Source organism: Pradoshia sp. D12 (assembly GCF_008935075.1).
Classification (GTDB): domain Bacteria; phylum Bacillota; class Bacilli; order Bacillales; family Pradoshiaceae; genus Pradoshia.
Genome location: NZ_CP044545.1, coordinates 1,512,595 through 1,538,495, shown reverse-complemented (window position 1 = coordinate 1,538,495; position 25,901 = coordinate 1,512,595). Strand labels below are relative to the sequence as shown.

The 25,901-nt window shown below is 34.5% G+C and carries 27 protein-coding genes; 12 read left to right on the top strand and 15 right to left on the bottom strand.

All coding sequences use genetic code 11. The features are described from left to right. Nucleotides 1-106: 106 nt before the first annotated feature. The gene (locus F7984_RS07550) at nucleotides 107-1,867 is read right to left on the bottom strand and encodes an ABC transporter ATP-binding protein (RefSeq protein ID WP_139891185.1); all 1,761 of its coding nucleotides are present in this window, start codon (nucleotides 1,865-1,867) and stop codon (nucleotides 107-109) included. Nucleotides 1,868-2,177: 310 nt separating this feature from the next. Between F7984_RS07550 and F7984_RS07545 the strand changes: the two genes are divergently transcribed. From F7984_RS07545 to F7984_RS07530, 4 genes are all read left to right on the top strand, one after another. Continuing rightward, complete coding sequence (locus F7984_RS07545; RefSeq protein ID WP_066100083.1) at nucleotides 2,178-2,624, top strand: MarR family winged helix-turn-helix transcriptional regulator; 447 nt, start codon at nucleotides 2,178-2,180, stop codon at nucleotides 2,622-2,624. A 14-nt stretch (nucleotides 2,625-2,638) separates the two neighbouring features. Continuing rightward, nucleotides 2,639-4,369 carry an ABC transporter ATP-binding protein gene (locus F7984_RS07540; protein ID WP_140461307.1) on the top strand — a complete coding sequence of 577 codons (1,731 nt, stop codon included), beginning with the start codon at nucleotides 2,639-2,641 and terminating at the stop codon, nucleotides 4,367-4,369. Beyond that, on the top strand, nucleotides 4,366-6,219 hold the full coding sequence (locus F7984_RS07535; protein ID WP_139891187.1) for an ABC transporter ATP-binding protein: 1,854 nt from the start codon (nucleotides 4,366-4,368) through the stop codon (nucleotides 6,217-6,219). The genes F7984_RS07540 and F7984_RS07535 overlap by 4 nt, the downstream gene beginning before the upstream one ends. Before the next feature lie 236 nt (nucleotides 6,220-6,455). Further along, a complete protein-coding gene (locus tag F7984_RS07530) occupies nucleotides 6,456-7,139 on the top strand; it encodes a Na-translocating system protein MpsC family protein (protein ID WP_140461306.1) in 684 nt (227 codons plus the stop codon). 1,013 nt (nucleotides 7,140-8,152) lie between these two features. On the opposite strand, the gene hmpA is transcribed toward F7984_RS07530, so the two are convergent. Then, nucleotides 8,153-9,364 carry an NO-inducible flavohemoprotein gene (gene hmpA, locus F7984_RS07525; protein WP_140461305.1) on the bottom strand — a complete coding sequence of 404 codons (1,212 nt, stop codon included), beginning with the start codon at nucleotides 9,362-9,364 and terminating at the stop codon, nucleotides 8,153-8,155. 166 nt (nucleotides 9,365-9,530) lie between these two features. Here hmpA and F7984_RS07520 point away from each other — a divergent pair, with 166 nt between their 5' ends. Further along, complete coding sequence (locus tag F7984_RS07520; RefSeq protein ID WP_066100101.1) at nucleotides 9,531-9,983, top strand: RrF2 family transcriptional regulator; 453 nt, start codon at nucleotides 9,531-9,533, stop codon at nucleotides 9,981-9,983. A 1,312-nt stretch (nucleotides 9,984-11,295) separates the two neighbouring features. On the opposite strand, the gene F7984_RS07515 is transcribed toward F7984_RS07520, so the two are convergent. Beyond that, on the bottom strand, nucleotides 11,296-11,826 hold the full coding sequence (locus F7984_RS07515; RefSeq protein WP_066100107.1) for an NADPH-dependent FMN reductase: 531 nt from the start codon (nucleotides 11,824-11,826) through the stop codon (nucleotides 11,296-11,298). Between the two features lie 281 nt (nucleotides 11,827-12,107). Then, a complete protein-coding gene (locus F7984_RS07510; protein ID WP_225983681.1) occupies nucleotides 12,108-12,386 on the bottom strand; it encodes a GNAT family N-acetyltransferase in 279 nt (92 codons plus the stop codon). Between the two features lie 299 nt (nucleotides 12,387-12,685). Between F7984_RS07510 and F7984_RS07505 the strand changes: the two genes are divergently transcribed. Beyond that, nucleotides 12,686-13,234: a 2'-5' RNA ligase family protein gene (locus F7984_RS07505; protein ID WP_140461304.1), complete on the top strand. Its 549-nt coding sequence runs from the start codon at nucleotides 12,686-12,688 to the stop codon at nucleotides 13,232-13,234. A gap of 414 nt (nucleotides 13,235-13,648) precedes the next feature. On the opposite strand, the gene F7984_RS07500 is transcribed toward F7984_RS07505, so the two are convergent. Then, a complete protein-coding gene (locus F7984_RS07500) occupies nucleotides 13,649-14,542 on the bottom strand; it encodes an alpha/beta hydrolase (RefSeq protein WP_373925461.1) in 894 nt (297 codons plus the stop codon). A gap of 126 nt (nucleotides 14,543-14,668) precedes the next feature. Here F7984_RS07500 and hemH point away from each other — a divergent pair, with 126 nt between their 5' ends. After that, nucleotides 14,669-15,643, top strand: a complete 975-nt coding sequence (gene hemH / locus F7984_RS07495; protein ID WP_217491065.1) for a ferrochelatase — start codon at nucleotides 14,669-14,671, stop codon at nucleotides 15,641-15,643. A 244-nt stretch (nucleotides 15,644-15,887) separates the two neighbouring features. On the opposite strand, the gene F7984_RS07490 is transcribed toward hemH, so the two are convergent. The 5 genes from F7984_RS07490 to F7984_RS07475 form a co-directional block, all read right to left on the bottom strand. After that, the gene (locus F7984_RS07490) at nucleotides 15,888-16,340 is read right to left on the bottom strand and encodes a threonine/serine exporter family protein (protein WP_077247931.1); all 453 of its coding nucleotides are present in this window, start codon (nucleotides 16,338-16,340) and stop codon (nucleotides 15,888-15,890) included. 12 nt (nucleotides 16,341-16,352) lie between these two features. Next, nucleotides 16,353-17,114 (bottom strand): threonine/serine exporter family protein, encoded by a 762-nt coding sequence (locus tag F7984_RS07485; protein ID WP_225983679.1) that lies wholly within the window; start codon nucleotides 17,112-17,114, stop codon nucleotides 16,353-16,355. 360 nt (nucleotides 17,115-17,474) lie between these two features. Then, on the bottom strand, nucleotides 17,475-17,648 hold the full coding sequence (locus F7984_RS19330) for a hypothetical protein (protein WP_225983678.1): 174 nt from the start codon (nucleotides 17,646-17,648) through the stop codon (nucleotides 17,475-17,477). Nucleotides 17,649-17,728: 80 nt separating this feature from the next. Continuing rightward, nucleotides 17,729-17,869: a hypothetical protein gene (locus F7984_RS19325; protein WP_225983677.1), complete on the bottom strand. Its 141-nt coding sequence runs from the start codon at nucleotides 17,867-17,869 to the stop codon at nucleotides 17,729-17,731. A gap of 563 nt (nucleotides 17,870-18,432) precedes the next feature. Next, a complete protein-coding gene (locus F7984_RS07475; protein ID WP_066100123.1) occupies nucleotides 18,433-18,747 on the bottom strand; it encodes a thioredoxin family protein in 315 nt (104 codons plus the stop codon). Nucleotides 18,748-18,923: 176 nt separating this feature from the next. On the opposite strand from F7984_RS07475, the gene F7984_RS18955 reads away from it, so the two are divergent. Continuing rightward, a complete protein-coding gene (locus F7984_RS18955; RefSeq protein WP_192796840.1) occupies nucleotides 18,924-19,091 on the top strand; it encodes a hypothetical protein in 168 nt (55 codons plus the stop codon). Between the two features lie 12 nt (nucleotides 19,092-19,103). On the opposite strand, the gene F7984_RS18950 is transcribed toward F7984_RS18955, so the two are convergent. After that, on the bottom strand, nucleotides 19,104-19,409 hold the full coding sequence (locus F7984_RS18950; protein WP_192796839.1) for a hypothetical protein: 306 nt from the start codon (nucleotides 19,407-19,409) through the stop codon (nucleotides 19,104-19,106). 522 nt (nucleotides 19,410-19,931) lie between these two features. On the opposite strand from F7984_RS18950, the gene yfkAB reads away from it, so the two are divergent. Together yfkAB and F7984_RS07465 are read left to right on the top strand one after the other, a co-directional pair. Then, nucleotides 19,932-21,059 (top strand): radical SAM/CxCxxxxC motif protein YfkAB, encoded by a 1,128-nt coding sequence (gene yfkAB, locus F7984_RS07470; RefSeq protein WP_140461303.1) that lies wholly within the window; start codon nucleotides 19,932-19,934, stop codon nucleotides 21,057-21,059. Nucleotides 21,060-21,342: 283 nt separating this feature from the next. Next, nucleotides 21,343-21,816, top strand: coding sequence for an 8-oxo-dGTP diphosphatase (locus F7984_RS07465; protein WP_180349930.1), 474 nt, complete (start codon nucleotides 21,343-21,345; stop codon nucleotides 21,814-21,816). 175 nt (nucleotides 21,817-21,991) lie between these two features. Here F7984_RS07465 and F7984_RS07460 read toward each other — a convergent pair whose 3' ends face one another. Beyond that, nucleotides 21,992-22,552: a transglycosylase SLT domain-containing protein gene (locus F7984_RS07460; protein ID WP_066100133.1), complete on the bottom strand. Its 561-nt coding sequence runs from the start codon at nucleotides 22,550-22,552 to the stop codon at nucleotides 21,992-21,994. A 385-nt stretch (nucleotides 22,553-22,937) separates the two neighbouring features. On the opposite strand from F7984_RS07460, the gene F7984_RS07455 reads away from it, so the two are divergent. Both F7984_RS07455 and F7984_RS07450 read left to right on the top strand, forming a co-directional pair. Then, nucleotides 22,938-23,246, top strand: a complete 309-nt coding sequence (locus F7984_RS07455; protein WP_140461302.1) for a hypothetical protein — start codon at nucleotides 22,938-22,940, stop codon at nucleotides 23,244-23,246. A gap of 101 nt (nucleotides 23,247-23,347) precedes the next feature. Further along, nucleotides 23,348-23,815 carry a hypothetical protein gene (locus F7984_RS07450; RefSeq protein WP_139891193.1) on the top strand — a complete coding sequence of 156 codons (468 nt, stop codon included), beginning with the start codon at nucleotides 23,348-23,350 and terminating at the stop codon, nucleotides 23,813-23,815. 347 nt (nucleotides 23,816-24,162) lie between these two features. Here the strand turns inward: F7984_RS07450 and F7984_RS07445 are convergent, their stop codons facing one another. The 3 genes from F7984_RS07445 to lepB all read right to left on the bottom strand — a co-directional run bounded on the left by F7984_RS07445 (nucleotide 24,163) and on the right by lepB (nucleotide 25,826). Continuing rightward, on the bottom strand, nucleotides 24,163-24,642 hold the full coding sequence (locus F7984_RS07445; protein ID WP_066100145.1) for a DinB family protein: 480 nt from the start codon (nucleotides 24,640-24,642) through the stop codon (nucleotides 24,163-24,165). 291 nt (nucleotides 24,643-24,933) lie between these two features. Continuing rightward, complete coding sequence (locus F7984_RS07440; RefSeq protein ID WP_140461301.1) at nucleotides 24,934-25,143, bottom strand: hypothetical protein; 210 nt, start codon at nucleotides 25,141-25,143, stop codon at nucleotides 24,934-24,936. A 152-nt stretch (nucleotides 25,144-25,295) separates the two neighbouring features. Then, nucleotides 25,296-25,826: a signal peptidase I gene (gene lepB / locus F7984_RS07435; protein ID WP_066102238.1), complete on the bottom strand. Its 531-nt coding sequence runs from the start codon at nucleotides 25,824-25,826 to the stop codon at nucleotides 25,296-25,298. Nucleotides 25,827-25,901 lie beyond the last annotated feature (75 nt).

Here is a 25,901-nt window from a genome sequence, read left to right as displayed (position 1 = left end):
AAAAAACCAAAACGCGCTTAGTAAAATATTTCTAAGCGAGTTTTGGTTTCGTTTAGCTAGTTGTTCATTCTTAAATATCAAAAAAAATTGTTATGCTTTGTGCAATTTATGCCTTCTCTTTTAAATTCTCATTAATTTTTAATTGCTGTGTTGCGAATTCATGGTAGAGCTTGTGAGTTTGCATTAATTCTTCATGTGTTCCTCTACCTGTAATTTCACCTTTTTCAATAAATAACAACTGATCGGCATTGACGACGGTTGATAATCGATGGGCAATAACGATTGTCGTCCTCCCTACCATTAGTTTATTTAATGCAGCCTGCACGATTTGTTCAGACTGGCTGTCTAAACTTGATGTGGCCTCGTCTAGCATTAGAATACTTGGATTTCTCAATAACGCTCTTGCTATCGCAATTCGTTGGCGCTGTCCTCCTGACAGCTTCAATCCCCTCTCCCCTACATCCGTTTGGAATCCTTCTGGAAGCTGCTGAATGAATTCAAGTGCATGAGCCATTTCAGCTGCTTGCTCCAGTTCAGCGGAGGTGACTTCCCTTTCCAAACCATAACATATATTATCCTGGATCGTACCTGCCAACAGCGGGCTTTCTTGAGATACATACCCAATATGCTTCCGCCACGATTGCAAATTGTATTCACCGATAGGAATTTCACCTATCCTGATTGATCCCTCACTTGGTTCGTAAAAGCGTTCAAGCAATTTAAACAGAGTCGTCTTCCCTCCACCGCTTGGTCCAACAATCGCTGTTACTTTTCCCGCTTCAATCTTTGCATTTAAATGACGAAGAATTAAAGACTCCTCTGCATATCCAAATGATAAATCATCGAGAACGATATCGACATTTGCTTTTACTAGTTCTTTCCCTTTGAGTAAATCCTCTTCTTTTTCATTCAGGATTTCAATTATTCTCATGGTTGCTCCCATCGAACGCTGCAATTGAGTAAAAAATGTCGTAATTTGCCCCATAGGCATAATAATTTGAAAAATGTAAAGAATAAAAGCTACAAGCGAACCTGCTGTAATAATTCCGCTCGCTACCTGCATACCGCCATACCCAATAATTCCTACTAGAGCAGCCATTAGCACTAATGTGATAATTGGTGAAACAAGAGACTGGGTCTTCGCTTCTTTTAAACCAAGAGCGAACAACCGGTTTACACCTGACATTCCCCTATTATATTCAATTTCTTCTGCATTGGATGCCTTGACTAAGCGGATTTCAGGTAGGACCTGATTTAATACCCCTGTAAATCTACCAGTTTCAGCTTGGGTCTCCTTCGAGATATTAAGCATAATTCGGCCAATTGGTATTAAAATCATGGCTGCTATTGGGAAAACAATAAATATTAACAGGGTTAATTTCCAGTTCATGATAAATAATATCGTTATAGACCCAATAACTGAAATCATTCCAGTAATAGCCCCAACTAAATGGGTAGTTATCAATTCTTTGACGACCATTGTGTCATTTGTTAATCTGCTAATCATTTCCCCTGAACCATATTTGTCAGAGTACGATACAGGCAGCTTAATCAACTTTTTCCATAATAAATCCCGCAAGCCTGCAATGATTTTTTGACCATTATATCCAAGTGCATAGGTCGCGTATGCACTTAAACCAGCTTGAGCAATAAACACCAATACAATTATGAGAATCTGACTTTTAGATAATGAAGACATACTGAAGCCGTCTACCAATTCCTTTGTTAACAATGGAATGAGCAACCCAATAAGGGTAGTAATAATACTCAGACCGAGTGCAAAACCAAGTCTTCCATATGAAGGGTTCGTTGCATGCAATAACCGAAAAAAGCGTTTATAACTCCCCTTCTGTTTTCTTTCTTTCATAAACTTTCTTCCTCCTGAGTTTAGCTTCTATATATAACGTTACCGAAGAACTGATATAAAGACAATCCTAATTATGTAAAACATTAGGATTTTAAGCTGAATTTAATATGTTTTATACATTATACATTTTTTCATTTCCTATTTCTTTTATTTAACAGACCTACAAAACCATCGTATTTAATTTGTCATATTTTACACTTTCTGAAACTGTATAGCTATATTGACTTGTATATATTATATAAATATAATTTTATTTGCTTTTAATTTGGTTACTTAACTATTAGGAAGACTTTGTTTTAGAGGTGGAGGTATGACAGTTAACAAAGACCGATCAGTTGAAAAATTGATCAGGGCTTTTACACAGTTTGACAAATTGGATTGGGAAAAGAAAACAATAAAAGGATATAAACCAAGTGAAATAAGAGTTTTGACATGTATCAAAGAAAAAACTCAACATATTACCGAGATTAAGGTATCCGAGATCAGCAAGCAGTTAAATGTTAAAATGCCATCTGTTACCCCCATTTTAAATAAGCTGGAACAGCATAACCTAATTACCCGCAGAATTGATAAAAATGATCGCAGGGTGGTACTGGTTACATTAACATGTGAGGGAGATTCTGTAGCAGATGCAGCACTTGCTAAATTACATCAAACTTTTACCCTTCTAGAGGAATATATCGGATTAGATGATAGTAAGGAACTCACCCGATTATTAACCAAAGTGTATGAGTTTTTTAATGAAAATCAGTATTAAGGAGTTGTTAATTTTTGAGGAAATTGTTTCGCTATTTAGCACCGTATAAATTACCGATTGTTTTTATATTCGCATTGGTATTTATACAGTCATTATCAGAATTATTCTTACCCACATTGATGTCTGACATCATCGACAAAGGTGTCATTAATCAGAACATACCATACATATGGAAAATTGGCGGATTTATGCTTTTGGTTGCTGCAGTTGGTACGCTTTGCTCTATTACGGCAAGTTACTTCAGCGCCAAAGTATCCATGTCATTTGGCAAAAATCTTCGCTCCAGAGTATTCTCCCATGTTGAGAATTTTTCACTTCATGAATTTGAACAAGTTGGTACTGCTTCCTTAATTACAAGAACAACCAATGATATAACACAGGTACAATTGGTCCTTAACATGATCCTTAGAATGATGATAATGGCACCTTTAATGGCTATTGGTGGCATTATTATGGCCTTTTCAAAAGATCCCGAACTATCCTGGGTTATCATCCTTGCGATTCCGGTCTTAGTGGGCGTTATTCTTTTTGTCATCTGGAAAGGCGTCCCTCTATTTAAACTGGTTCAACGCAGATTGGATGCTGTAAACCGTGTCATTCGCGAAAATTTGACTGGTGTCCGTGTCATTCGTTCCTTTAATCGGATCAATTTTGAAAAGGAACGTTTTAAGAAGGCCAACAAAGACTTAAGAGACACTACTATCAAAGTGAATAAATTAATGGCTACACTTATGCCGCTCATGATGCTGATTATGAACTATACAACCATTGCGGTTGTTTGGTTTGGTGCAATCAGGATTGATCATGGAGATATGCAGGTCGGTGATTTAATGGCCTTTATTCAATATGCCATGCAAATTATGTTCTCCATGGTTATGCTTTCCATGATGTTTGTCATGATTCCTCGTGCTTCTGCTTCCGCAGCTCGTATTAATGAAGTATTGGCGATTAAGCCCACTATTAAAGATGAGCCAATTAAACATGAAGCTAAACCAACTAAAACTGGCTACCTGGAATTTAAGAATGTTACATTCAGCTATCCAGGTGCCGAAGAACCTGCCTTAAAAGGCCTTTCATTTAGCGCTGGTCCTGGTGAGGTTACAGCCATTATCGGCGGAACTGGTTCTGGGAAATCAACATTATTAAAGCTGATTCCTCGTTTTTATGAACCGACTGAAGGCAGTATTTATCTAAATGGAATCAATATTAAGGAACTGGAATTAGTGGATTTACGTAACCGAATTGGTCTAGTTCCTCAGAAAGCTGTTTTATTCACCGGTACCGTAAAGGAAAATATCCTCTACGGAAATGAGAATGCCAGTGATGAGGAAGTCATCCATGCTGCAAAAGTCGCACAAGCCTATGATTTTGTTTCTAATATGAAGGAAGGCTTTGACTCTCCTATTTCTCAGGGCGGTACAAATATTTCCGGAGGACAAAAGCAACGTCTGTCCATTGCGAGAGCCTTGGTTCGAAAACCGGAAATCTATATGTTTGATGACAGCTTTTCTGCACTGGATTTCAAAACGGACGCTAAGCTGCGGAAAGCTTTAAAAAGTGAAACCACGGAAGGAACGGTTTTATTGGTTGCCCAACGTGTATCTACGGTTATGGATGCCGATCGTATCATTGTATTGGATGAAGGAAATGTTATGGGAATTGGTACACATGAAGAATTACTAAAATCATGTGAAACCTATCAAGAAATTGTGAAGTCACAGCTTTCTGAGGAGGAGATTGCATGAGCAGAATGACAAGAAGACAATCAAATCCGGGATTTGGTCCTCCAGGTGGTCCAGGAGCACCGATACAAAAAGCAAAAGATTTTAAGGGTACGTTAAAACGATTAATTCGTTATTTAGCACCTTATAAATTTCGCCTTTTAACTGTATTGCTGGCTGCAATCCTCAGTACGGTTTTCACCATTGTCGGCCCAAAAGTATTAGGTAAAGCGACAACCAAAATATTTGAAGGCATTATGGAAAAAATGTCAGGTATTCCTGGCGCAGGCATCGATTTTGAGTATATCATTCGAATTCTCTTCCTACTCGGCGCCTTATATTTGTTTAGCTCAATCTTCGCCTTTATCCAGCAATATATTATGGCAAGCGTTGCTCAAAATACGGTATTTACATTAAGAGAAGAAGCTGAAGCTAAGGTATCTCGGCTGCCTTTAAAGTATTTTGATGGAACAACTACAGGTGAAACTTTAAGCCGGATTGTGAATGATATTGATAATATCAGCACTACCTTACAACAAAGCTTAACACAGCTTATTACCAGTGTAGTAACGATTATTGGTGTTATTATTATGATGCTGTCGATCAGCCCGGTTATGACAGGAATTCTTCTTTTAACGTTACCTTTAAGCGGAGTAGTCGCTGTATTTGTAGCCAAAAAATCTCAAACCTACTTTGCTGGCCAACAAAAATCACTTGGAAATTTAAGTGGCCATGTTGAAGAAATCTATACTGGACATGAGGTCGTGAAAGCCTTTGGCCAAGAGGAAAAAGCTTTGGAAGAGTTTGAGGCAATAAATGAAAAATTATACGAATCATCCTGGAAAGCACAGTTTATTTCAGGTGTAATTATGCCCTTCATGCAATTTATCGGAAACATCGGATATGTACTCATATGTGTAGTTGGCGGTATTTTTGTTACAAACGGAAGAATAACAGTTGGTGATATACAGGCTTTTATACAATATGCACGCCAATTCACACAACCGATTACTCAAACGGCGAATATCGCTAACATTATTCAATCTACTGTTGCTTCTGCAGAACGTGTATTTGAACTGCTAGATGAGGAGGAGGAGGAAGCAGAAACAACGAATCCACAAATGATTTCTCATCCAAAAGGACATGTGGTTTTTGATCATGTTGCATTCGGATATAAGCAGGATCAGCTATTGATTGAAGATATGAATCTTGATGTCAAACCAGGGCAAAAAGTAGCCATAGTAGGTCCGACCGGTGCAGGTAAAACAACAATGATTAACCTGTTAATGCGTTTTTATGAATTAAATGGCGGAAGCATAAAAATTGATGGTGTCGATATTAAAGAAATGAAACGCGGAGATCTCCATGGATTATTCGGTATGGTTCTTCAGGATACATGGCTCTTTAATGGTACCATTGCAGATAATATTGGCTATGGTCGTGAAGGTGCCACTCGTGAAGAAATTATTGAAGCAGCCCAAGCAGCTCATGCCGATCATTTTATTCGTACATTGCCAGAAGGATATGAAACTGAATTAAATGAAGAAGCATCCAATATATCACAGGGTCAAAAACAATTGCTTACAATAGCTCGTGCCATTTTAGCAAACCCTTCTATTCTAATCTTGGATGAAGCAACAAGCAGTGTTGATACAAGAACTGAAATCTTTATTCAGAAAGCGATGAATCGCTTAATGGAAAATCGTACAAGCTTTGTGATCGCTCACCGTTTATCCACGATTAAAGATGCAGATTTAATTCTAGTAATGAATAAAGGAACCGTCATTGAACAAGGTACTCATGATGAGTTGCTGAGACAAAATGGTTTCTATGCGGATCTTTATAACAGCCAGTTTGCAGATGAAGCTGTATAAAACAAATGTGCCGGGAAGAAAACTTCCCGGCACATTTGATAATATTAAATATTATTTCCGCAGCGCCAAAGTTTGACCAATCACCCCTCTCATGTCCTAATCGTTTCTAGATGTTTTCGTTGACTTTAATCTTTTAATTCAGACTAAAATCCCCTGTAATAAGTCTTTGTCTGATGTTTCAAAAAAATTACTTAGGGATAAATGATAAGAAAGTCACAAAGCCTGAGGTGTATGATATGGATATAACAAAAGCCGAAAAAGACATTAGCAGTTATATAGGAAGAATGCTAAGAGAAACCTTCGGACGGGGCCCCAGCCACGTTATTTGTACGTTATCGTCTCCTACTCTTGCTGTGCATCTTGCCGATTTCCTTTCCCCTATGGAGAAATCCTTATTGGCTAATCAAGATGGTGAAGTTTACGTGCAAAAGAACCGGGACCTTCTCATGGAAACCATAATCAAAGACATCACCTCCTATATTGAAGCAGCATTAGGAACAAAAGTTGATGAATTCTTTTATGATTGGAATTTGCAAACTTCGACTGGCATGTTTATTATTACGCTATCAAAAACAGCAACGAGCATCAGTGATTATAGAAATAGAGAGAAAGTCGAACGAGAATTAGCGAAGGTTACCAAGCTTGCTCAAAAAGAACCAGTGGAAATCTATTCAACTATGCTCAATAAGCGGCAGCTGATGATTGTCCGAAAAGGTATAATGGTTCCGATCGAAAAGGAATTGATCAAGTTCGGCTTTACTGAACAATTAACGATCGCGAAGCGGGATTTGGAGAAACGTTTGATAATAGAGCATAAAAGAAACTTCGAGAACTATTTAAACACCAAAATAATCGATAAATTTACTTTTTGGAATTTCGAGAAAGATACTAGCTATATTATTTTCATTTTGCAAAGTTGATTGGTTGATTGACAATAACCCCCATCTGCGATAAAGTTATCTGTAACATCTTAATAAAATAACTGATAGCAATGAGTGGGCATAGAACCATACATAAGTCAGGAAAGGATTAATAAATTTGTCCTTTTCTGGCTTTTTTTATGAATAAATTCAAAAAAAACAGGGGATGATTACCTATAAATATGGAAGATTGTATACTAATAAAGAAGGAACTATTAGACAGATTAGATTCGTTTAAGAAACAGAAATTATTAGGCAGCCACATAATTAAACGGATGGAAATGGAACATTATATAGAAAATGTTGCAAGCTCTTTATCAATTAATTATAAAAAAGAGTCAAATTCGACTAACACTGTTTATTATTTCTGTATCAATGAGAGTCAATTACAATTGAAATTCTTGTTTCGCTACGGTACATATTATACACGACACCAAATTATTAACCGATAAGAATAGAGACTGATTTTATCGGGTGATCCTTTTATTAAGTATACTGACTATCTAGCCATTCAATCAGCTACCTTTATGAAATGTCAATGCAAACATATGAAATGTACATATAGACTAAAAGAAACCTGGTTTTTGTGTACAGCTGCAGATTAATCATTTAGGGTTAACCAGCTGAGATAGTTGTGTCTCTGAACATACCGATTTAAGGCAAGAAGTATTAGATTAATCCTTAGGCACTTCATTTGAATGTCTTTCACTAAACAAATGACGGTAATTAATACCTGATCAACAAACGCACTAAAGGTGCTTGAGGAATTCTTCTTATTGTTTTTTATAATCTTTATCTCTGTATATTCCTTTACCATCCTCCCCTCTTTTAATCTATTAAACCAATCAATTCAACGCACACTTTTAGTAATGTTTGGGATCGTTATAGAATAATAAAATCATGGTGAGTTACGGAGACAAAACATATTCTCTGCTGATTTTCACAACAAAGAGTTTAACAGACGAGGAATTTATAAAAAATATGCCAGGAATAAACTTCCCAGCATGTTTTTTTCACACTTTTTCTGTTACTGTTTCGATTTTCATGGAAGGTCCAAAAAATTCAAACCGTACTTTTTCTTGCGGTACGCCTAGTTTATAAAGCATTTGAATGACACCTTGCATAAATTCGACTGGCCCACAAACATAGAAAATTCCATTCTGATCTAATTGCCTCAATACCTCTTCATTGATTCTGCCTATTTTATAATTCTCCTCGATTACATCAGCTTCTTCATTATAAAAGTTGATTGTCATATCATGCATTTGCCTGTTTAACATGGAGAGCTCATCAGCAAATGCTTGAAGCTTCCTGTTTTTAAACGCGTGTATCAAAGTAATTTTTCTTAATGATTCCTGTTTATAAAGTGTATTCAACATACTAATAAATGGCGTTATCCCTACTCCGGCAGCTATAAAGGTAATTGGCTCGGTGTCCTCTTCTAAAGTAAAATCTCCCGCTGGTACCGTTAGTTGTACTATATCACCCGTACAAACTTCCTTATGCAGGTAATTAGATACTTTACCATCAGGATTGTCATGCATACTTTCACTTTTTACAGAAATTCGATAGTATTCACCATTGGATACATTCGTTAAGCTATATTGGCGATTCATCATAAACTGTTCTCCTGGAATTTGAACCCGAACAGTTATATATTGGCCCGGTTCAAATTCGGGTATTGCCAGCCCATCGGTTGGTTTTAAATAGAAGGAAGTAATACCGTCACTTTCCCTCACTTTCTTTATGACTTCAAATTCTCGATAGTCTCTCCAACCACCAACCTTATTTTCCGCTTCTTCATACATTTCACGTTCAACCCCTATGAAGATATCAGCGATTGCCCCATAGGCCTCTTCCCACGCTTTTAAAATATCATCTGTAGCCGCATCACCTAATACTTTTTTAATAGCCAACAATAAATATTTTCCTACAATCGGATAATGCTCAGATTTAATCATTAAACTACGGTGTTTATGTGCAATTTGTTTTACAACCGGCAGAAGCACTTCCAATTGATCGATATAATAGGCCGCAGCTGTTACCGTATTTGCTAATGCAGTCTGCTGTCTGCCTCTTTTTTGATTTGCATGATTAAAAATATTCAAAAGCTCAGGATGTGCTTCAAACATCGTTTTATAAAATACCGTAGTTATTTCCTTACCCCTTGTTTCCAATATTGGTGCAGTTGATTTCACAATTTCGATTGTTTGAGTAGACAACATATAAAAATCCCCTTTTAAAGATGTATTTGAAATACATCTTTAATTTTACTCTATTGGAAAGTAAAAGCAATATTTCAGATACATCTTTTCTGTGAACTTTCTTTGGAAGCCTATTTATGTATGGTAGTATTAAAGATAAGTAGATAATCTGAAGCGGGGCGTGACTATGCGATTAACAAATTTCAGTGACTATTCCATCAGGGTGCTTATGTACTTGGCAAGTCATCCCGATCGATTAGTAAATATAAAAGAAATTGCTGATGCCTATGGCATATCCAAAAATCATTTAATGAAAATTATATACCAGCTGGGCAAGTTAGGTTATATAGAAACAATACGTGGGCGTAATGGCGGCATGAGACTGGCAATGAAACCTCATGAAATCAATATCGGGGGTTTAGTAAGAAAAACTGAAGAAGATTTTAACATAGTTGAGTGTTTTTCTGATCATAATACATGTCCCATCTCTCCTGTTTGTACGTTGAGAGGTATTTTAAATAAAGCATTGTATGCTTTTTTAAACGTATTAGATGGCTATACACTCGCAGATATATCTCAAAACAAAGAAGTGTTAGCTCAATTTCTAGGAGCTTATTCCGAAGTAAACAATGATTCGTAAAATCCACTTTAGAAATAACATTTATGATACAAATCTATTTAAAAGGCAGTGCGGCAGTCATTTATGGCCTGTTGCACTGCCTTTTTAGACAAATTATATTTACGTACCACATTAAATCGTTGAAGAGAACCGTCCTATATTAAATCTTCATTCTTCTATCATCTAAATTCCAATAATCATAATCGTTCGCTGTGAGAGTATTATAGATAAGCAAATAAAAAAACGAGGCTGGGAAATAACTTGAAAACAATCCTGTAGACGAACGATATCTAAATTAATCTTACTAGACTTTGTTGCTTATTAAAGAGTTAAGTTTGAGAAAAAAGTCTGTTCCATTGGGCGCTTCCTCGGCTGAGCCTGCTGGGTCTTAAGCCTCCTCTACTTCCCAAGGAGTCGAGTGGCTTCCGTTCCATTCCACTTGATATGAATAATCGTATGCAGAATGAACCTTTCTATTGAAGACAATTAAAACGCAACCTAGCCGGCGAATATCCAATTGAAATATCACCTAATAGTTTGGGTTTATCATTAACTGAAATACTTGTCCCAGCCTCGCCTCTCTTTAAAAGGCAGTAAGTTTTTCTCTTTGATATCATGGTCTATTTTAGACCATTTATCATTACCTGAAGCTTTTTTGAATGTCATTCTATGCGAAGGTTGGAACCTACGAAAGGAAATTCGTCGTGATACAATTTTTACTATAAACAATCTCGGTCTAATTCTAAATAGGATTCTACCTTTAACAGGAACTTGATACTAACCATTAGTCTTAAGGGTTATAATTTACATAATATTTTGAATGTGGAAAAATTTTAACGGTGAATTAACAGAATCTTTTGTGATATTATTTAAATATAACATCATGAGGAAAGAAGGTGATATAGTGTGCGCTCAAAAAAAATATAATGAATTATTAAATGAATTGAGAAAAAATTATCAAATGTACTATGATAACCGGTCCATATCACACAAAGATTTTTATAAACGACGCGTACATTTAATTATGAAACTTCGTACATTGGATATCAATGAAGATAAATCATTAATAAGCGATATTTCAAACTATTCATCTGATTTTAATAAACACAATTAACCCTTTCATATAAATTGAATGAAAAAGAGATTGAGCAGTTTAAAAATCAATTCAATCTCTTCATCCAATTCTCTGTAGGAAGAAAATCTCTTACTTTTTTATGTCTTAGTAAGTCGTCTACTCCTATCTTTATCTTGAATGCTCTATATTCTATTGAAATGCTAGGAATGCAGATACCATTTTTCTCATTCACATTTAGTTAGAGGATCTGATAAAATTTTAGTGAATCTCCTTTAAATCAATAACTTCCTGAGCCAATGCTTGGATCCTATTATTCTCCTCTTCATTTACAATTTTATTGCCAGGTCCAAAGCAGCTTGTATGTAAAAATACATTATTAAATGGTATTATCGCTTTGAAATAAGATAATATCGGTTTTAATTGGTACTCAGTTACTAAAAAGTGTTTTTCAGATCCTCCATTCGTAACAATTCCTACCACTTTTCCTTTAAAACAATCCGGAGCTAAATGATCAAATAGATTTTTTAGAACACCCGGTATCGACGCCTGATAAATGGGTGTACCAATTATTATAATATCCGCATCGTTTAGTTTATTGACTACCGTTCGGGTATCCTGATTATAGGATGAAAAAGGAATGCCTCTTACAAATTCCACATTATAATTTCTAAGATCTATTAATTCTGTATCTAATTGATTATCTATTTTGTTTACAGCTGCCAATACCTCTTCCACTGATTTAGGTGTTTTTTCACCAATTATGGAACCTGATAATCCTATTACTTTCATTACCTATTCACACTCCCACTCCATGCATCGCCATATTTTGTTATTTCTATACTTTTATCATACTTTTTGGAAGACGGAATATCTACTATTTCTGCTTTTCGTAAAAATCTGTATTCGAAATAACAAATCATTAACATAAAGGGGTGAAAGCCTCTTTAATGTCAGCAAAACAAGAAGTACCTCGGCCCAAACAGATTTTGTATATCCATATTTTAAAAACAAAAATCCTTACTTTTGCAAATAAGGAAGTGAAATAGGTGTGTACATTTTAGATTATTGGATTACATTAAAACATCCTGATATTCTTTTTTATTTTCAAGCATCATTTTTGCAAATGGACAAACGGGCTTAATATATTTATTTTCATTTCTTGCATGCAATACTACACGGTTTACTAATGCCTTGCCCAAACCTTTCCCCCTGTAGCTATTTGCAACTAATGTATGATTAATGATGATACTCCCTTGTTCAGATACCTCTTGCTCATCTGCCACAAATTCTATCTGAGCAACAATATTACCGCCAATTGCTATATAAAAATCGTTACTACAGCCAGGCACAATAACCCTCTCCCATCTTTTATTATTTTTGACATCTGTAAAGTATATGAATAGACTGGTTGATTATCGGTATATAACATTTTAGAAGCTAATCCTCATAAGGACTATTGAAGATATAATTGAATACAAATTTTATATTAAAGTCTTAAACTTCGAGACAGTTAAAGTTTCTTTGTCTCATTAAAAGTATATGAATAGCATCTTTTTTATGGCTGTTGTTTTTCACGTAATAATTCCATTTGCATCTTCGGAATTTTCTGTTAAAATAATTAAAACTGAAAATAAGGGTGTAAAGAAGAATGAATTTGGAGTATTTTATAGGGATTGTTCCACCTGAAGAATATTTGGAACGTATTGAGTATTTTCAAAGTAAATGGATTAAACAATCGGGTGTAGAACCACACATAACATTGAAAGCACAAGGAGGACTAACTCCAGATAAACAATGGATTGATAAGGTACAAACCGTATGCGATACCTTCAAACCTTTTCAAGTATCATTAGATAAGCCCAACTATTTTGGAGATAGCGTTTTATATTTGAGTGTTAACTCAACTAACTTACACAAATTGCATCAAAAAATCATTAATGAGATTTCACCGTCAGAAGACTTAATAAAACAGTATTTTGAACTTGATGCCTTTGTACCTCACTTAACTCTGGGGAAAGAAAAATACGGTGGAAATATTTCTACTGGGCTCTCTAAAAAAGAACTAATAGAAATGGAAAAAATAGCAGATAGAGAGTTGAAACCGTACCCTAATTTTACAGTAGATTTTATTAGAATATATGAACTGAACATTGAAAAGCAAAGATATGAAAAATATTTAGATATCTCTTTAAGGTGATCACACATATCAAGGTCTTTTTATGCATTTCTCAACATTCCAACTGTTTTATAATTAGATTTTTTTGAAATAAACATTTGTTCCACGCGTTTATTAAATCCTAAATCTTTTCCTGATTCAAGCCAATGGAACCAATAGAGATAATTTCCAATATTATCCTTAAATCAATTATACCCATTTATACAGGGCACAAACTATACAAAACAGCCTTATTATTAATAAAATCCATCATTCATGTATATATATCCATTTAATAACATTATTATGAACTTTTTTAATAAATATGTTTAAGGATATGCGCTTATAAAAAGAAGCAGTCCAACTCTAAATGAATTGAACCGCCATTGTTTTTCGATTTATTTATTTATATAGATTTATCAAAAATCATCAGGACAGCGTAAGCCCAGCATTAATCTAGGAAAAGGCCTCTTTTAATTCATCACTAATTAAGTGCCATGCCTCTTCAGCCTGTTTCAATTCACCTGTATGAGTAAATGCATGTGCAGCTTCCATGTACCTCTTCTTCTTGACTGTCACCCCAGCTTCTTCAAGCTGGCTTGCATAGTAGTCGGCTTCATCTGCAAGAGAGTCAAATTCAGCAGTGATGATTAAAGCAGGCGGCAAGTCTTCCAAATCCTCAGCATATACAGGAGAGACCAATGGGTTTTCCGCATCTTTCATTGATTTTAAATAGGATTCATTAAACAGTTTTGCCAGTCTGGGTGGTATGGCTTTTTTATGCTTGAATTTCAGGTCCGGATCAGTAGCAAGGTCCAGCGGTGGATAATTAAGGATTTGCTTCACTAAAGGAATCTGCTCTCTCTCCTTGTTCAGCAAACAAAGAGCAGCTGCTAAATTCCCACCTGCACTATGTCCCCCAACTGCTATTCGCTTATTGTCTACCTGAAGGACATTGGGGTTCTCATAAAGCCATTTCAGAATATCATAGCATTCATATATTGCAGCAGGAAATTTGTATTCTGGTGCCAGATGATAATCAATATTCACTACTAAACAACTGGCTCGGTCCGCTATCACAGGACACCACGCATCATCCAATTCAGCACTTCCCATCACAAATCCACCGCCATGCATATTCACAAAAACGGGTAATGGTCCCTCTGTATTACGGTTTGGCCGATATGTAATGACGCGAGTATTTCCTAAATTTGTTTCAATCAACCGCTCCTCCCTTTCAACGTTAGGTTTTATACTAGGTTTCAGGAAGGAGGCCTGTACCATCTTACGTTCCATCATCCGAATGGTCTTTGCGAGTATTTTTTGATTTAGAACAAGCAATATACACACTCCTTTTATCTGGGACTGTAACAATTGAGTCAAATAGTACGTTTTTGTACAAAAAGTTTTTGTAATATAAATTATATATATATTAAAATAATAATAACAATATTATTATACGGCAGGAGAATGGATATGGAAAAGACAGCTATTCTTTTAGTTAACTTGGGTACACCTGATCAACCAACCACGTCCTCTGTACGTTCGTATTTAAAAGAATTTCTAAGTGACAGTAGAGTAATTGATTTACCTAGGTGGAAATGGATGCCTGTCCTGCACGGAATTATTCTGAGAACACGGCCGCCGAAAACCGCAAAGCTCTACCAATCTATATGGACGAATGAAGGATCACCTTTATTAACCATCTCTATTAAACAAAAACAAGAATTAGAGAAACAATTCGCACATTCTAATATTAAAGTCTCACTTGCTATGAATTATGGTAAACCATCTATAAAGGATGAATTAGAAAAGCTGCATAGATGGGGAATGCGCCGATTAATTGTCGTGCCTTTATTTCCGCAATATTCCTCCACTACTACAGGATCTGTATGGGATCATTTGAACCAAACATTATCTAAATGGAGAGATATCCCGGAAGTAATATTTATACGTGACTACCCTGATCATCCAATATGGATTAAATTATTAAAAACGCGTATTGAACTATGCACAAAAGAACATGGCCACCCTGATGCGGTAGTCCTGTCCTATCATGGCATACCTAAAAGATATGTATCTGATGGTGACGATTATCCATACCAATGCTTAAAAACCACTCAAGCTCTAAAAAAAGAATTGCCAGATCACACTATCATTACATGCTATCAATCTAAATTTGGTAAGGAACCTTGGCTTGAACCTTCAACCAGTGAAACGTTACGTCATCTTGCCAAAAGCGGTTCTAAACATATTCACATTCTCGCTCCCAGTTTTACAGTAGATTGCCTGGAAACACTGGAAGAACTTCAGGTTGAGAATCATACTATTTTTATGGAAAACGGCGGTGAAAAATATCATTATATAGAAGCTGCCAATGACGATCCTTTATTTATTGAATGCCTGATGGATATCATTAAGCCTTATTTGGCTCCAATAAAAATCATTTAGCATAGCAATATTGGAAAATATTCCAATTTAATTTTATCATAACCAGCAAAAAAATAAACAATAAAGAACCAACCCTTTTTCTGGAACGTCCTTTATTGTTTATTTAGCTCGGTTCATGAATTTCTAATCTAGCAACATTTCTTCCATTTTTATCATATATTCATTTAAAGGAACCTATTCCACTAGATAATTTTCTCTCCTAATTAACTCCACTAAAAAACAGTATGATTATTATCATACTGCCTTAACGAACTATCTTGAAATTTTTAATCATATATAAACTGCTCTTAAATAGGATATCTGATACAACCAGTCCAATTGCAATTCCAACTGCACAGTAACCAACATTTAAAAATCCGATTAGCGCACCATCATAGTCCTGTAGTGTTAATAAACGAAATGCCTGAAAAGCTGTTATTCCCGGAACGATTGGCACCAGTCCCGGTACATAAAAGACAGTCAGCGGCATCTTAAAAATTCGTGCAGAGATTTGTCCGGCAAAGGCTAATAACAACGAACACACTATACTGGATAGAAATACGCCGTACCCTTCCGTGCTTAAAATCCAGTATCCCATCCAACCGCACATCCCTACAAGTCCTCCTATTGGTATAGACTTGCGCGGAACATTACAAATAACTGCGAAGGATATCGATGATAGAAAGCTAAAAACCATATGAATAAGGATCTGATTCACTATTTCCGCCTCCTAATTGATAAATAAATAATAGACGGTAGCAATACCCGTACCAATCGCACCCGCAATGAAGACAGCCTCCACTAACCGGATTGTTCCTGAGAGATAATGCTTTGCCATCATATCGCGAATAGCATTGGTCATCGCAATTCCAGGTACAAGCGGTGCAACCGTCCCTATCATGACGGAATTTAAATGACTTCCCATTATACTGTTAATATAATAGGCAACAATCCCACCCAAAAAAGCAGCTATGTATTCCACTATGAATGGTGTTTTCATTATTTTAAAGCCAATTAAATAGGTTATATAACACAAAAGGCCACCAATCATACTAGCCGGTAAATCCACAAATGTGCCATTCATAATCAGCATAACGCTTCCGCTCAATACAGCTGTACAAATAAGTCTGAACCATAAGGGGTAGTCAAGCGGGTCCTGATCCACTGCTTTCAGTTCCGAAAGAACTTCCTCAATTGTCAGACGGCCTTCTGAATACATTCTTGATATTTGATTGACCTTCGTTACCTTTTCAAGATTATGATCCCGATTATCGATTCTAACGAAATTCGTATTGTCCAAGCCTATATTCACAAAAATTCCATTAACTGTCACATATGTAAATGCATTTGTTCCGTGCTTTATTCCTAGTGAAGTACTAATCATTCTTTCCATTGTATCCTCTACCCGGCTCGTTTCCGCTCCGTTTTCCAGCATAATACGCCCGGCCAGAAGACTGGCATCAATAATAATCTTATTTTTGTCTACTGCCACTTTCGTCAACTCACTTCACATTTAATATCAATCAATGCCTATATATTGTACAATAATTTTTCTGAAAAGATAGAGGTAAAATGAGCGAAAACTAAAACTTTGTTAATAGAGAGGATAAGACTAATAATCTAACCCTATAATTCACTATTTCGCAATGATTAAGTCGATATTCTTGTTATGAATTATCCAATTATCAGGAAATCCATAAATTAGACTAAATTACTTCAAATATTATACTACTGTAATTCAGCTTAAATAACAGGGCTCTGTCCAGACATTTGTTGCTAATAAATCAATAATGGAGACAGCCGACTATAGCTGTCTCCATTATTGATCTAACGCCCCAATATATTATTAGGATTATTCATTTGAATTTAGTTCATCTATTGTCTTGAAAATCCTGGAATATACATCTTTTATATGTTCATCATTTTTTTCATCATTATATAAACCATATCCCCACTTTTTTAATGTATCATCATCTTGTGTTGTAAAAATTCCAACAGCATAACTATTACCTGAAGTCCAATTCATTATTTTATCGTATTCCAAATCTTTTTCAGTAAAAGAGGCATAATGATTTGTTCTCATAAAAAAGTAAGGGATAGCAGAATTTAAGTAAACATCTGCATATTGACTTTCAGCAGCTTCAAAAGGTTATTTTCCGAAATAATGACAGCATCATAAGAGTTCATTTCTTTGTTTGTCATTTCTCCAAATGAAATTTCTGTAAATTCCACTTGTTCTTCTTTCACTTCCGGTTTTTCTCCAACAACAGCTATCCGTAAGGCATTTCCTTCGTATAACTCGAAATCGGGATTTGAAACACAAGCTGATAGGACAGATATTATCAGTATTAAAAATGCAATATTTAAAGATTTCGTTCCGTTTATTTTCTTCAGTTACTCCTTATATTCTCGTTTATTTACATAATATAGTGATAGATATTTTTCATTTGCTTGCTAAGGTCCTTCTCTAGGGAGCGAACAGCTTAGCGGATCGAATCCCTCTCCACTCGCTACTGAGTGATTATATTCAAAAAGTTTAATCAGAACGTTCTCACTGGCTATAGAATCCATTCCCATTTAATGAGAAGCATCCATATTAGACCAACCTAGTTTGAGACGTACTATACATATCTACTTCTCTTATAAAGCAAACTATGTAAAATAGGTGCAAAAGCAATAATATATACGAATAAAGCCAATAATAAAGAGCATAACAGATATGATATTCTAATCTGTTATGCTCTTTATTTAATCTACTTTATACCTGGATAATTTTTCTCAGCAATAGAGATGATTGGTTAACCTCTTTTTTAGAAATTGCTTAAAAAATCTCTGACTTGATCAGGCGTTTTAGCATTAGCGCTATGTAAATGAGCTATTTTTTCTCCATTTTTATAAACTAATAAGGACGGAATTCCCATAACATTTTCTTTTTCTGCCAATTCGGGTAATTCATCTTTATCAATTGTAAACCATTGTTTATCTTGATGCTCCGTAATAATTTCGTCAATAAATAAATCAAGTCGTTTACAATCTGGACACCAAGTAGTCGTAAATATATTTACTGTTAGTTTATCGCTTTTTATTTGATTATCAAATTCTTCTATAGATGTAACTTGTTGCATTCTCTAAATCTCCCTTCTCTTTCTCTATTACTATAGTAAACATTTTAAATACTTTACACATTTTAAATGCTTATTATAATGTTTACAATAATAACTATTCTCTCCAAAAATTGGTACAATAGGCTTATATAAGGAGATTACTGTAATGGAGGTTTTTTATGCTATAGTTACATCTAATGTCTATAGAACAAACAGAAGAAGCGATTGATTTATTAAAAAACACACTGCAAGAATCAGTAGAGATGTCCTCATTTGGGTCGCTCGTTCGAATGGGTGTAGTTCTATTCGAATGCAGAAAACAATTTTTACATATAAGCTTACCTTTGCTTCTGCTATTTCAATAAATCCTTTTTCTATTAATCGATATGGTCATTCCCAACAGATCCTTTATTATAGTGTGAATCTGTAAAAGCTAGGTTTGTTCTTTTTCTAAGATATTCATCTATTACTACATACAAAATCGCTGCAACAATCCCAAGATAAGCAAAAAATTTAGTCTCCATTGCTACAAATAAAAATCCCGAAAGAAACATTCCATATACTGTAATTTTTATTAGAAGTCGTGCTTTTTTATGCTGTACTAGACCAGCGAATATTTCTCCAATGATTGATGCTATAAATCCATAAAGAAAAACAAACAGGAATGAATATGGAAATGCCAAGAATTAAAAAAATTTAATTACATTATCACTTTGTTCTCCTAAGATATATGAAGTACCTGTAAGAAATAAGGATGTTAATACAGAAACAATAATAACCGATAGTAAATTTCTTATGATTATCCTAATGTTTGCTCCCCCAGTGCGTTAAACTTTACCGTTACATTGTAGATACTAATTTCTTAATCCATCTTGAATTATCACTTATAAAATTTCCCTTAGCTCTCGAAGTATAAATTAAACGCCTACCATCAAAATAAAATTAGCATATTCGTTATATATTTTCCGCTTTTTACCAAATATTTCTGTAAGTGGGGATTAAATCCTCATATCCTACCCATTCTTAACCCAATCATTTATTTTCACTGAAGCTAATAGGATATTCTTATGCCCTTTATCTATTATCCGAGTCTTCTCTCCATTTCAATTTTAATAATTTTATAGAATCTCAATTATAAGAATGTTGACATACTTCTAAATTAATGACCATAATATGGGATATGAATTTTTATGAGGAGTAATAGGATGATCACGAAAAGCACACAAAAAGCAACGCCTTTAAGCCCGGATTATGACCCATGGGAAACCTATATGGATATAGAACAATATGGAAAGCTAACCCTTTCTAATATAGAATTTACAACCACAACTCTATGTAATATGCGTTGTGAGCATTGTGCTGTTGGATATACCCTGCAACCGAAAGATCCTGATGCTCTGCCTTTGGAACTAATCTTACACCGTCTGGAAGAAATCCCTGCTTTACGTTCCATCAGTATAACCGGCGGTGAACCTATGCTCTCAAAAAAGAGTGTTGAAAATTATGTTCAGCCTCTATTAAAATATGCACACTCACGTGGGGTGCGAACACAAATAAATTCTAATTTAACACTTCCGTTAGAGAGATATGAAACAATTATTCCTTATTTGGATGTTTTACATATTTCACATAACTGGGGAACCATCGATGATTTTATAGATGGCGGTTTTGCTATGATGGAAAGAAAACCAACTCGTGAACAGCGAGAAGTCTTATTTAATAGAATTATTACCAATTCCCAGGCATTAACGAAAGCGGGAGTACTCGTATCTGCTGAAACCATGCTCAATAAAAGAACGCTCCCCCATTTAGAACATATTCACAAACAAATTGTTGAAGAAATGGGCTGCCAAAGGCATGAGGTGCATCCTATGTACCCTAGTTCTTTTGCATCTACTTTAGAAACACTTTCATTGGATGAAACAAGAAAAGCCATTCACCATCTTCTGGATATTCGTAATGAAAACATTTGGATGCTGTTTGGTACACTGCCTTTTTACCCATGCAGCCAAAACAGTGAAGATCTCGAATTACTGCAAAGATTATATTCAAGTAAAAACGTGACTGTTCGGAACGACCCTGACGGACGATCTCGTTTAAATGTAAATATCTTTAGTGGTGATGTAATCGTAACTGACTTTGGAGATACTCCGCCACTTGGCAATATTAAGGAGCAGTCATTGCCTGTCGCCTATAATAATTGGATGAAATCAAGCCTGGCCGATTCATTAAATTGCCATTGCCCGACAGTAAAATGCCTAGGTCCAAATGTATTGGTTAAAAACGCTTATTATCCAGAAATGAATTTCAAATTAAATAAAACCAATTTATAACGGTTCCATCTTTTAAATACGAACAGACCGCTATTTAAAAAAAGAATGGTCGATTTTTAGAAATCGGCCATTTTTTATGTCTATATAGATAGGAAAGGATCGATTAAACCACCAAACACTTTGTTCAATCCCCGACATCCCTCATTTCTTCTCCATTCTTTTTTATCTTTTGATCAATCTGGTTTATCTAATTTAGTTTGGTGATATTATGGAATTTTAAGGTAAAATTAAATTTAATACCGATAGTTATTAAAGACTGATGATCGAGGTGAATTAGGTGGAACTGGAGCAATCTATTCATTACAAATTTTGGACTGTTTGTTTGGTTCAGAATGGAGATTATGTCCTGTTATTAAATAGACAACACGATCATTTCAAGGGATTTATACCACCAGGAGGAAAAGTAGAGTTTCCAGAAAGTTTTACGGATTCCGCTATTAGAGAAGTGAAAGAAGAGACAGGGTTAAATGTAAGTAATCTTGTCTACAAAGGGCTTTATGAGTATGTCAATCCCGAAAAACATGACAGACATATTATTTTTAACTATTTAGCTACTAGTTTTAGCGGCACATTGTTGCAAAACTCAACCGAGGGTAAACCTGTATGGGTTCATATAGATGAAGCTTCTAATCTCCCTATGCAAGAATCTATAAGAAGAAGATTTCCATTGTTTTTTGAAGAAGGAACATTTGAGATTCAGGTCGAATTGGATAATGAGAGAAATCAAGAAGGTAAAGTTTCTATAAAGAAGACCTAAGCTACTGGTACACGAGATTCTAGATACTTCTTTTTAATTGCTGTTTAAATAAAATTCTTCCGATAAACCTTAATCATTATAGTACTGTTCCTTATAATTATAGATATTTATGCACTTTCATTAATCAAATAACAACAGCGTCCGATAAACGAACGCTGTTGTTAATTAGTGTTAATTAGAACCATTTTTTAACTTTCGCTAGACATTGGTTATGCTTTTTTATGTAGGCTTTGGCTTTTCCATACTTCTTAAATCCACCTTCACCTTTGTTATAAGCACTCAAGGTAGCTTCTTTTAAAGCAGTACCCTTATAACCTTTTTTCTTATATTTCTTTTGTAAATCGGATAACATGTATGTTCCCCAATTCATATTTACGTATGGATCATAGGGTTTGTTCTTTGTCTTTGTAATTTTAGCTAAATTTTTATGGTTAATTTTATTAATTTGGAAATATCCGTAATTACTTCCACCTTTTGCTTTTACTTTCATATTGCTTTCATGCAGCATCACTGCCAGCGTTTCTTTATAATCCAATCCTCTTTGTTTAGTCATTTTATAGAGATATTGTTGTTGAGCTTTAGGCAAAGGAACTTTTTTTGAATACTTAAATCCAGCTAAACTGCTACTTGCTGCATCAGCTTTTTGTCCCGGTATAGTCGTACTTGCGATTAACGCAAAAATGAATAGTAAACTGATAGCAATTTTCCCAAATAGTTTAGGTTGTAATTTAATCATATAAACTCCTTTTCATTAGCAACTTTTTTACTACTTTTTGTTACTCTTGTACTATATCAAAAGTCTTTGCCAGAAATGTATGAATTCATCAGATTATAACGTTATTGTAAGGATGATGTCTTCTATGTAATCTGTTTGTAAAATAAGTAGTACAATTTCAATATAAAAATGGAGTGAACTGATTTAGAAATCAATATTCTTCTATATAAAAAGGTTTTACTTTTTATAGGAAAATCTATCATTTCAGTATGGTTGCAATAGCAGCAATTCTCTTAGGGGGGTTGGAAAATAAATAAAAAAGAACCGCACACGCACACCCTTTTTTTAGCCACAAAGCTCTGTACTTCAATTTAATAATCCACGAATAGAAGGTGAATCTATGTTTTTGAACGAGTTAGAAAGATACAGAGAAACAGAAATTCTTCAAGCTGCTACTTTTGCCGCCAGTCTTAAACTACAAAAAGAAGAAGCAAAATTGATAGATAATTGGGTGGAATCGTTGATCGAAATCAATACAAAGAAAGAAATAGGGAGCAAACAAACGGAGGGTTTTTTTTCGATTTATAATACTCTGCAGGAAGCATCAGATTCTTTAGATAGTAGTTCTTTAAAATATATTTTAGGTCGGCTTCTTAAGATTTACGACTCTATGTGGGGCAATGTTTTTTCATCCGTTATAGATCGTACTACATAGAAGATTAAAGAGTATATAGATGAAGCATTTTCTTTAATAGGTTTGATTATATTTGGAAAATAGAAAAACTAAGTAAATTCTTTCATTCTGCTGATTTTTTTATGCGCAATAAAGCTCTTAAATACCTACTGGACCTAAATGAGATAAGAGGATTCCATCATACTATCAAGGATTTCAAGAAAATTATAGGATTTATAAAACCAGATAATACGGATATCATACATTACCTTGTTCATTACAAAGTAAATAATAATCAGGGGTGCTATCAAATTATAAGCTTCATTTTTAATGATCTCAAAACTAATAGTTACAGGACATTCGAAATTAAAAGAGATTGTATAATTTGGTTAGATAATGCTGTTGGCAGTTCACCAAAAAAGCCTTGGTTGGACAAATTAACAGCTATTCAGAAAGAGCTTAAAGATGAGGAACTACTAAAAATAGCTCGTTGGATTTTGAATCATGGAGATTTCGAAAAGGAACAAAGTACAGGATGGACTGATGGAGTTTATAAAAAATTACAAAAATCTTCATTATGGTATTTGGATATTCGAAGTAATGATATTTAAGGAGGTCAGCCATTTAACAGTACCATTAAAACATTTCCGTTTCTTAAAAAACATATCCATTGGGAATTGCGAGGCTTTTAGATATATTATATATTACAGTTTCTGATCACTTTATGGATTCCATATGCACTTTAAGTGCACTTCTTCATATTTTTCCAAGAAAATCATTACAAATAATTATTATTTAGAGTTATATAATTTAATTGATTTAGCACAAGGGATATATGGCTACTAATTAAAGAGGAAAACAAATAAATGGAGTTGAATGTTTTTTTATTCTATCATGCATATAAAATAGGGATTCATTCAGCTTTTTTTACTTGTCTTCCTATAAGGATTAAATTATTTTAACTTAATACCTCTTGAGATGTAACAAGCTTTTTCAATGCAAGAATATTCCCCAAATGTATTCCTTCATGAAAAATAGTTCTAACGAGGACTTGTTCCACTGTAAACATTCCAGATTCCGTTACAGAATATTCTTCTTCCAGTCTTTCTCCATATAAATCTCGAATCATAAAAGGCTGTACAGCAAGCAGTCTTTTTAAATAATCAAGTTTAGGAACCTCTCCCCTCCAATCTTCCGGGCTCGTACCATAACCAAACCATTCATTAAAATGATTAGGCAGGATGATTGGTTCCTTTGTCAAATGTTGAATCCACAAATATTGATCCAGGTATACATGTCCCAGGTTCCATCGTATATTATTTCGAAATCCCTCAGGTACAATATTCACCTCATCCTCATTCATCGAATCCACCGCCACTAACAATTCATGCCGATAATCAGCCAATTGCTTAAAGAGTACTTCATGTCTTTTTAACATATTCAACCCTCCTAAATTGTGGTATATCCATTTATTTCGGGCTGTGATTGACAATTCCCTTCCTACTTTGTAACCAATTAGAATAACTATTTAAATGAAGCTAAAAATCAACTAAATTACCATTCCATAGTACGAAACCTCTAAAGATAAGAAATTCAATTCAATCAAAAAAACATCCAATCTTGGTTGGATGTTTTCTTCTTTATCAGGAGGACTTTAGACACTTAAGTATAGTAAGCTGCATCGATATACCGTCTGTTATGATTTTTTTTCGTTCCTTTATCTTGTAATTCATTCCATCAACGATAAAATGTCCATTGCCAGAGTAGGCAACATATTTCCCTTGTTCTCCAACTCATATTTAATGGCAACTACATATTCATTCGCATTTGGATACGTTTCATTCATCCTGAGTATAATTGTATTTCTCTCATCCCGTTTATATTTAATAAACAATAAAAAAGCAATCATAACAATGAATAAAGTTAATATATACACCACGCAGACTACCTCCGCCTCCATATATTAACTTTATTTTATAACAAAAAATGACAATACACCACATACTTTACTAATATTAAGAAATTCACTTTTTATAAACTATTAATATGTACTTGAAATAGAATTATTTTTCATTGATTTAAGAAGACTCCTCAGTCCAGTTTTCTTAAATCGGTAAATGGATAAAAGACATATTTACCTTGTCCTATAACCTGATCCTGTTTAATTAACCCTAATCCATTGCGACTATCCATACTTACAAGACGATTATCACCCATAACAAAATATTCATTTTCAGGAATAAGAATCGCTTCGAAATCTCCATTTGATTTTTCGCCTTCTTCATGGGTTTCTTGTCGATTTTTATCCAGATATCTTTCCTTTTTCTGAACATCATTAATATAAAGGATATTATTTTTTACTTCAATCTTATCCCCTGCTACACCAATTATTCTCTTAATGAACATTTCACTGTTATCACCCTTAATGATGACAATATCTCCTCTATTATATTTCTTTTCTACTAATGATTTACTGACCAGTATTCTCTCTTGATTGCGGAGAGTAGGTTCCATCGATACTCCTTCCACTTTATACGGAGTAAATAGGAAAGTCCTGATTAACATAATGACAGCAACAATGATCAGAATGGACTTTAACCAGCTAAATGTTTCATTTTTCATATTTCTATCAGGAATCAAATAATTCACCTCATCTTTCTAAAAGGGCTGGAACTCAAGTAATAAAACTTTTCAATC

What these genes read in the sequence shown, in the direction of transcription:
- F7984_RS07460 (WP_066100133.1), bottom strand. Translation starts at nt 22,552, where the DNA reads ATGATTAAATTACAACCTAAACTATTTGGGAAAATTGCTATCAGTTTA.
- F7984_RS07505 (WP_140461304.1), top strand. Translation starts at nt 12,686, where the DNA reads ATGAATTTGGAGTATTTTATAGGGATTGTTCCACCTGAAGAATATTTG.
- F7984_RS07545 (WP_066100083.1), top strand. Translation starts at nt 2,178, where the DNA reads ATGACAGTTAACAAAGACCGATCAGTTGAAAAATTGATCAGGGCTTTT.
- F7984_RS19330 (WP_225983678.1), bottom strand. Translation starts at nt 17,648, where the DNA reads ATGAATTGGACTTCAGGTAATAGTTATGCTGTTGGAATTTTTACAACA.
- F7984_RS07475 (WP_066100123.1), bottom strand. Translation starts at nt 18,747, where the DNA reads ATGCAACAAGTTACATCTATAGAAGAATTTGATAATCAAATAAAAAGC.
- yfkAB (WP_140461303.1), top strand. Translation starts at nt 19,932, where the DNA reads ATGATCACGAAAAGCACACAAAAAGCAACGCCTTTAAGCCCGGATTAT.
- hmpA (WP_140461305.1), bottom strand. Translation starts at nt 9,364, where the DNA reads ATGTTGTCTACTCAAACAATCGAAATTGTGAAATCAACTGCACCAATA.
- hemH (WP_217491065.1), top strand. Translation starts at nt 14,669, where the DNA reads ATGGAAAAGACAGCTATTCTTTTAGTTAACTTGGGTACACCTGATCAA.
- F7984_RS18955 (WP_192796840.1), top strand. Translation starts at nt 18,924, where the DNA reads ATGTCTATAGAACAAACAGAAGAAGCGATTGATTTATTAAAAAACACA.
- F7984_RS07535 (WP_139891187.1), top strand. Translation starts at nt 4,366, where the DNA reads ATGAGCAGAATGACAAGAAGACAATCAAATCCGGGATTTGGTCCTCCA.
- F7984_RS07515 (WP_066100107.1), bottom strand. Translation starts at nt 11,826, where the DNA reads ATGAAAGTAATAGGATTATCAGGTTCCATAATTGGTGAAAAAACACCT.
- F7984_RS07530 (WP_140461306.1), top strand. Translation starts at nt 6,456, where the DNA reads ATGGATATAACAAAAGCCGAAAAAGACATTAGCAGTTATATAGGAAGA.
- F7984_RS07445 (WP_066100145.1), bottom strand. Translation starts at nt 24,642, where the DNA reads ATGTTAAAAAGACATGAAGTACTCTTTAAGCAATTGGCTGATTATCGG.
- F7984_RS07450 (WP_139891193.1), top strand. Translation starts at nt 23,348, where the DNA reads ATGCGCAATAAAGCTCTTAAATACCTACTGGACCTAAATGAGATAAGA.
- F7984_RS07520 (WP_066100101.1), top strand. Translation starts at nt 9,531, where the DNA reads ATGCGATTAACAAATTTCAGTGACTATTCCATCAGGGTGCTTATGTAC.
- F7984_RS07550 (WP_139891185.1), bottom strand. Translation starts at nt 1,867, where the DNA reads ATGAAAGAAAGAAAACAGAAGGGGAGTTATAAACGCTTTTTTCGGTTA.
- lepB (WP_066102238.1), bottom strand. Translation starts at nt 25,826, where the DNA reads ATGAAAAATGAAACATTTAGCTGGTTAAAGTCCATTCTGATCATTGTT.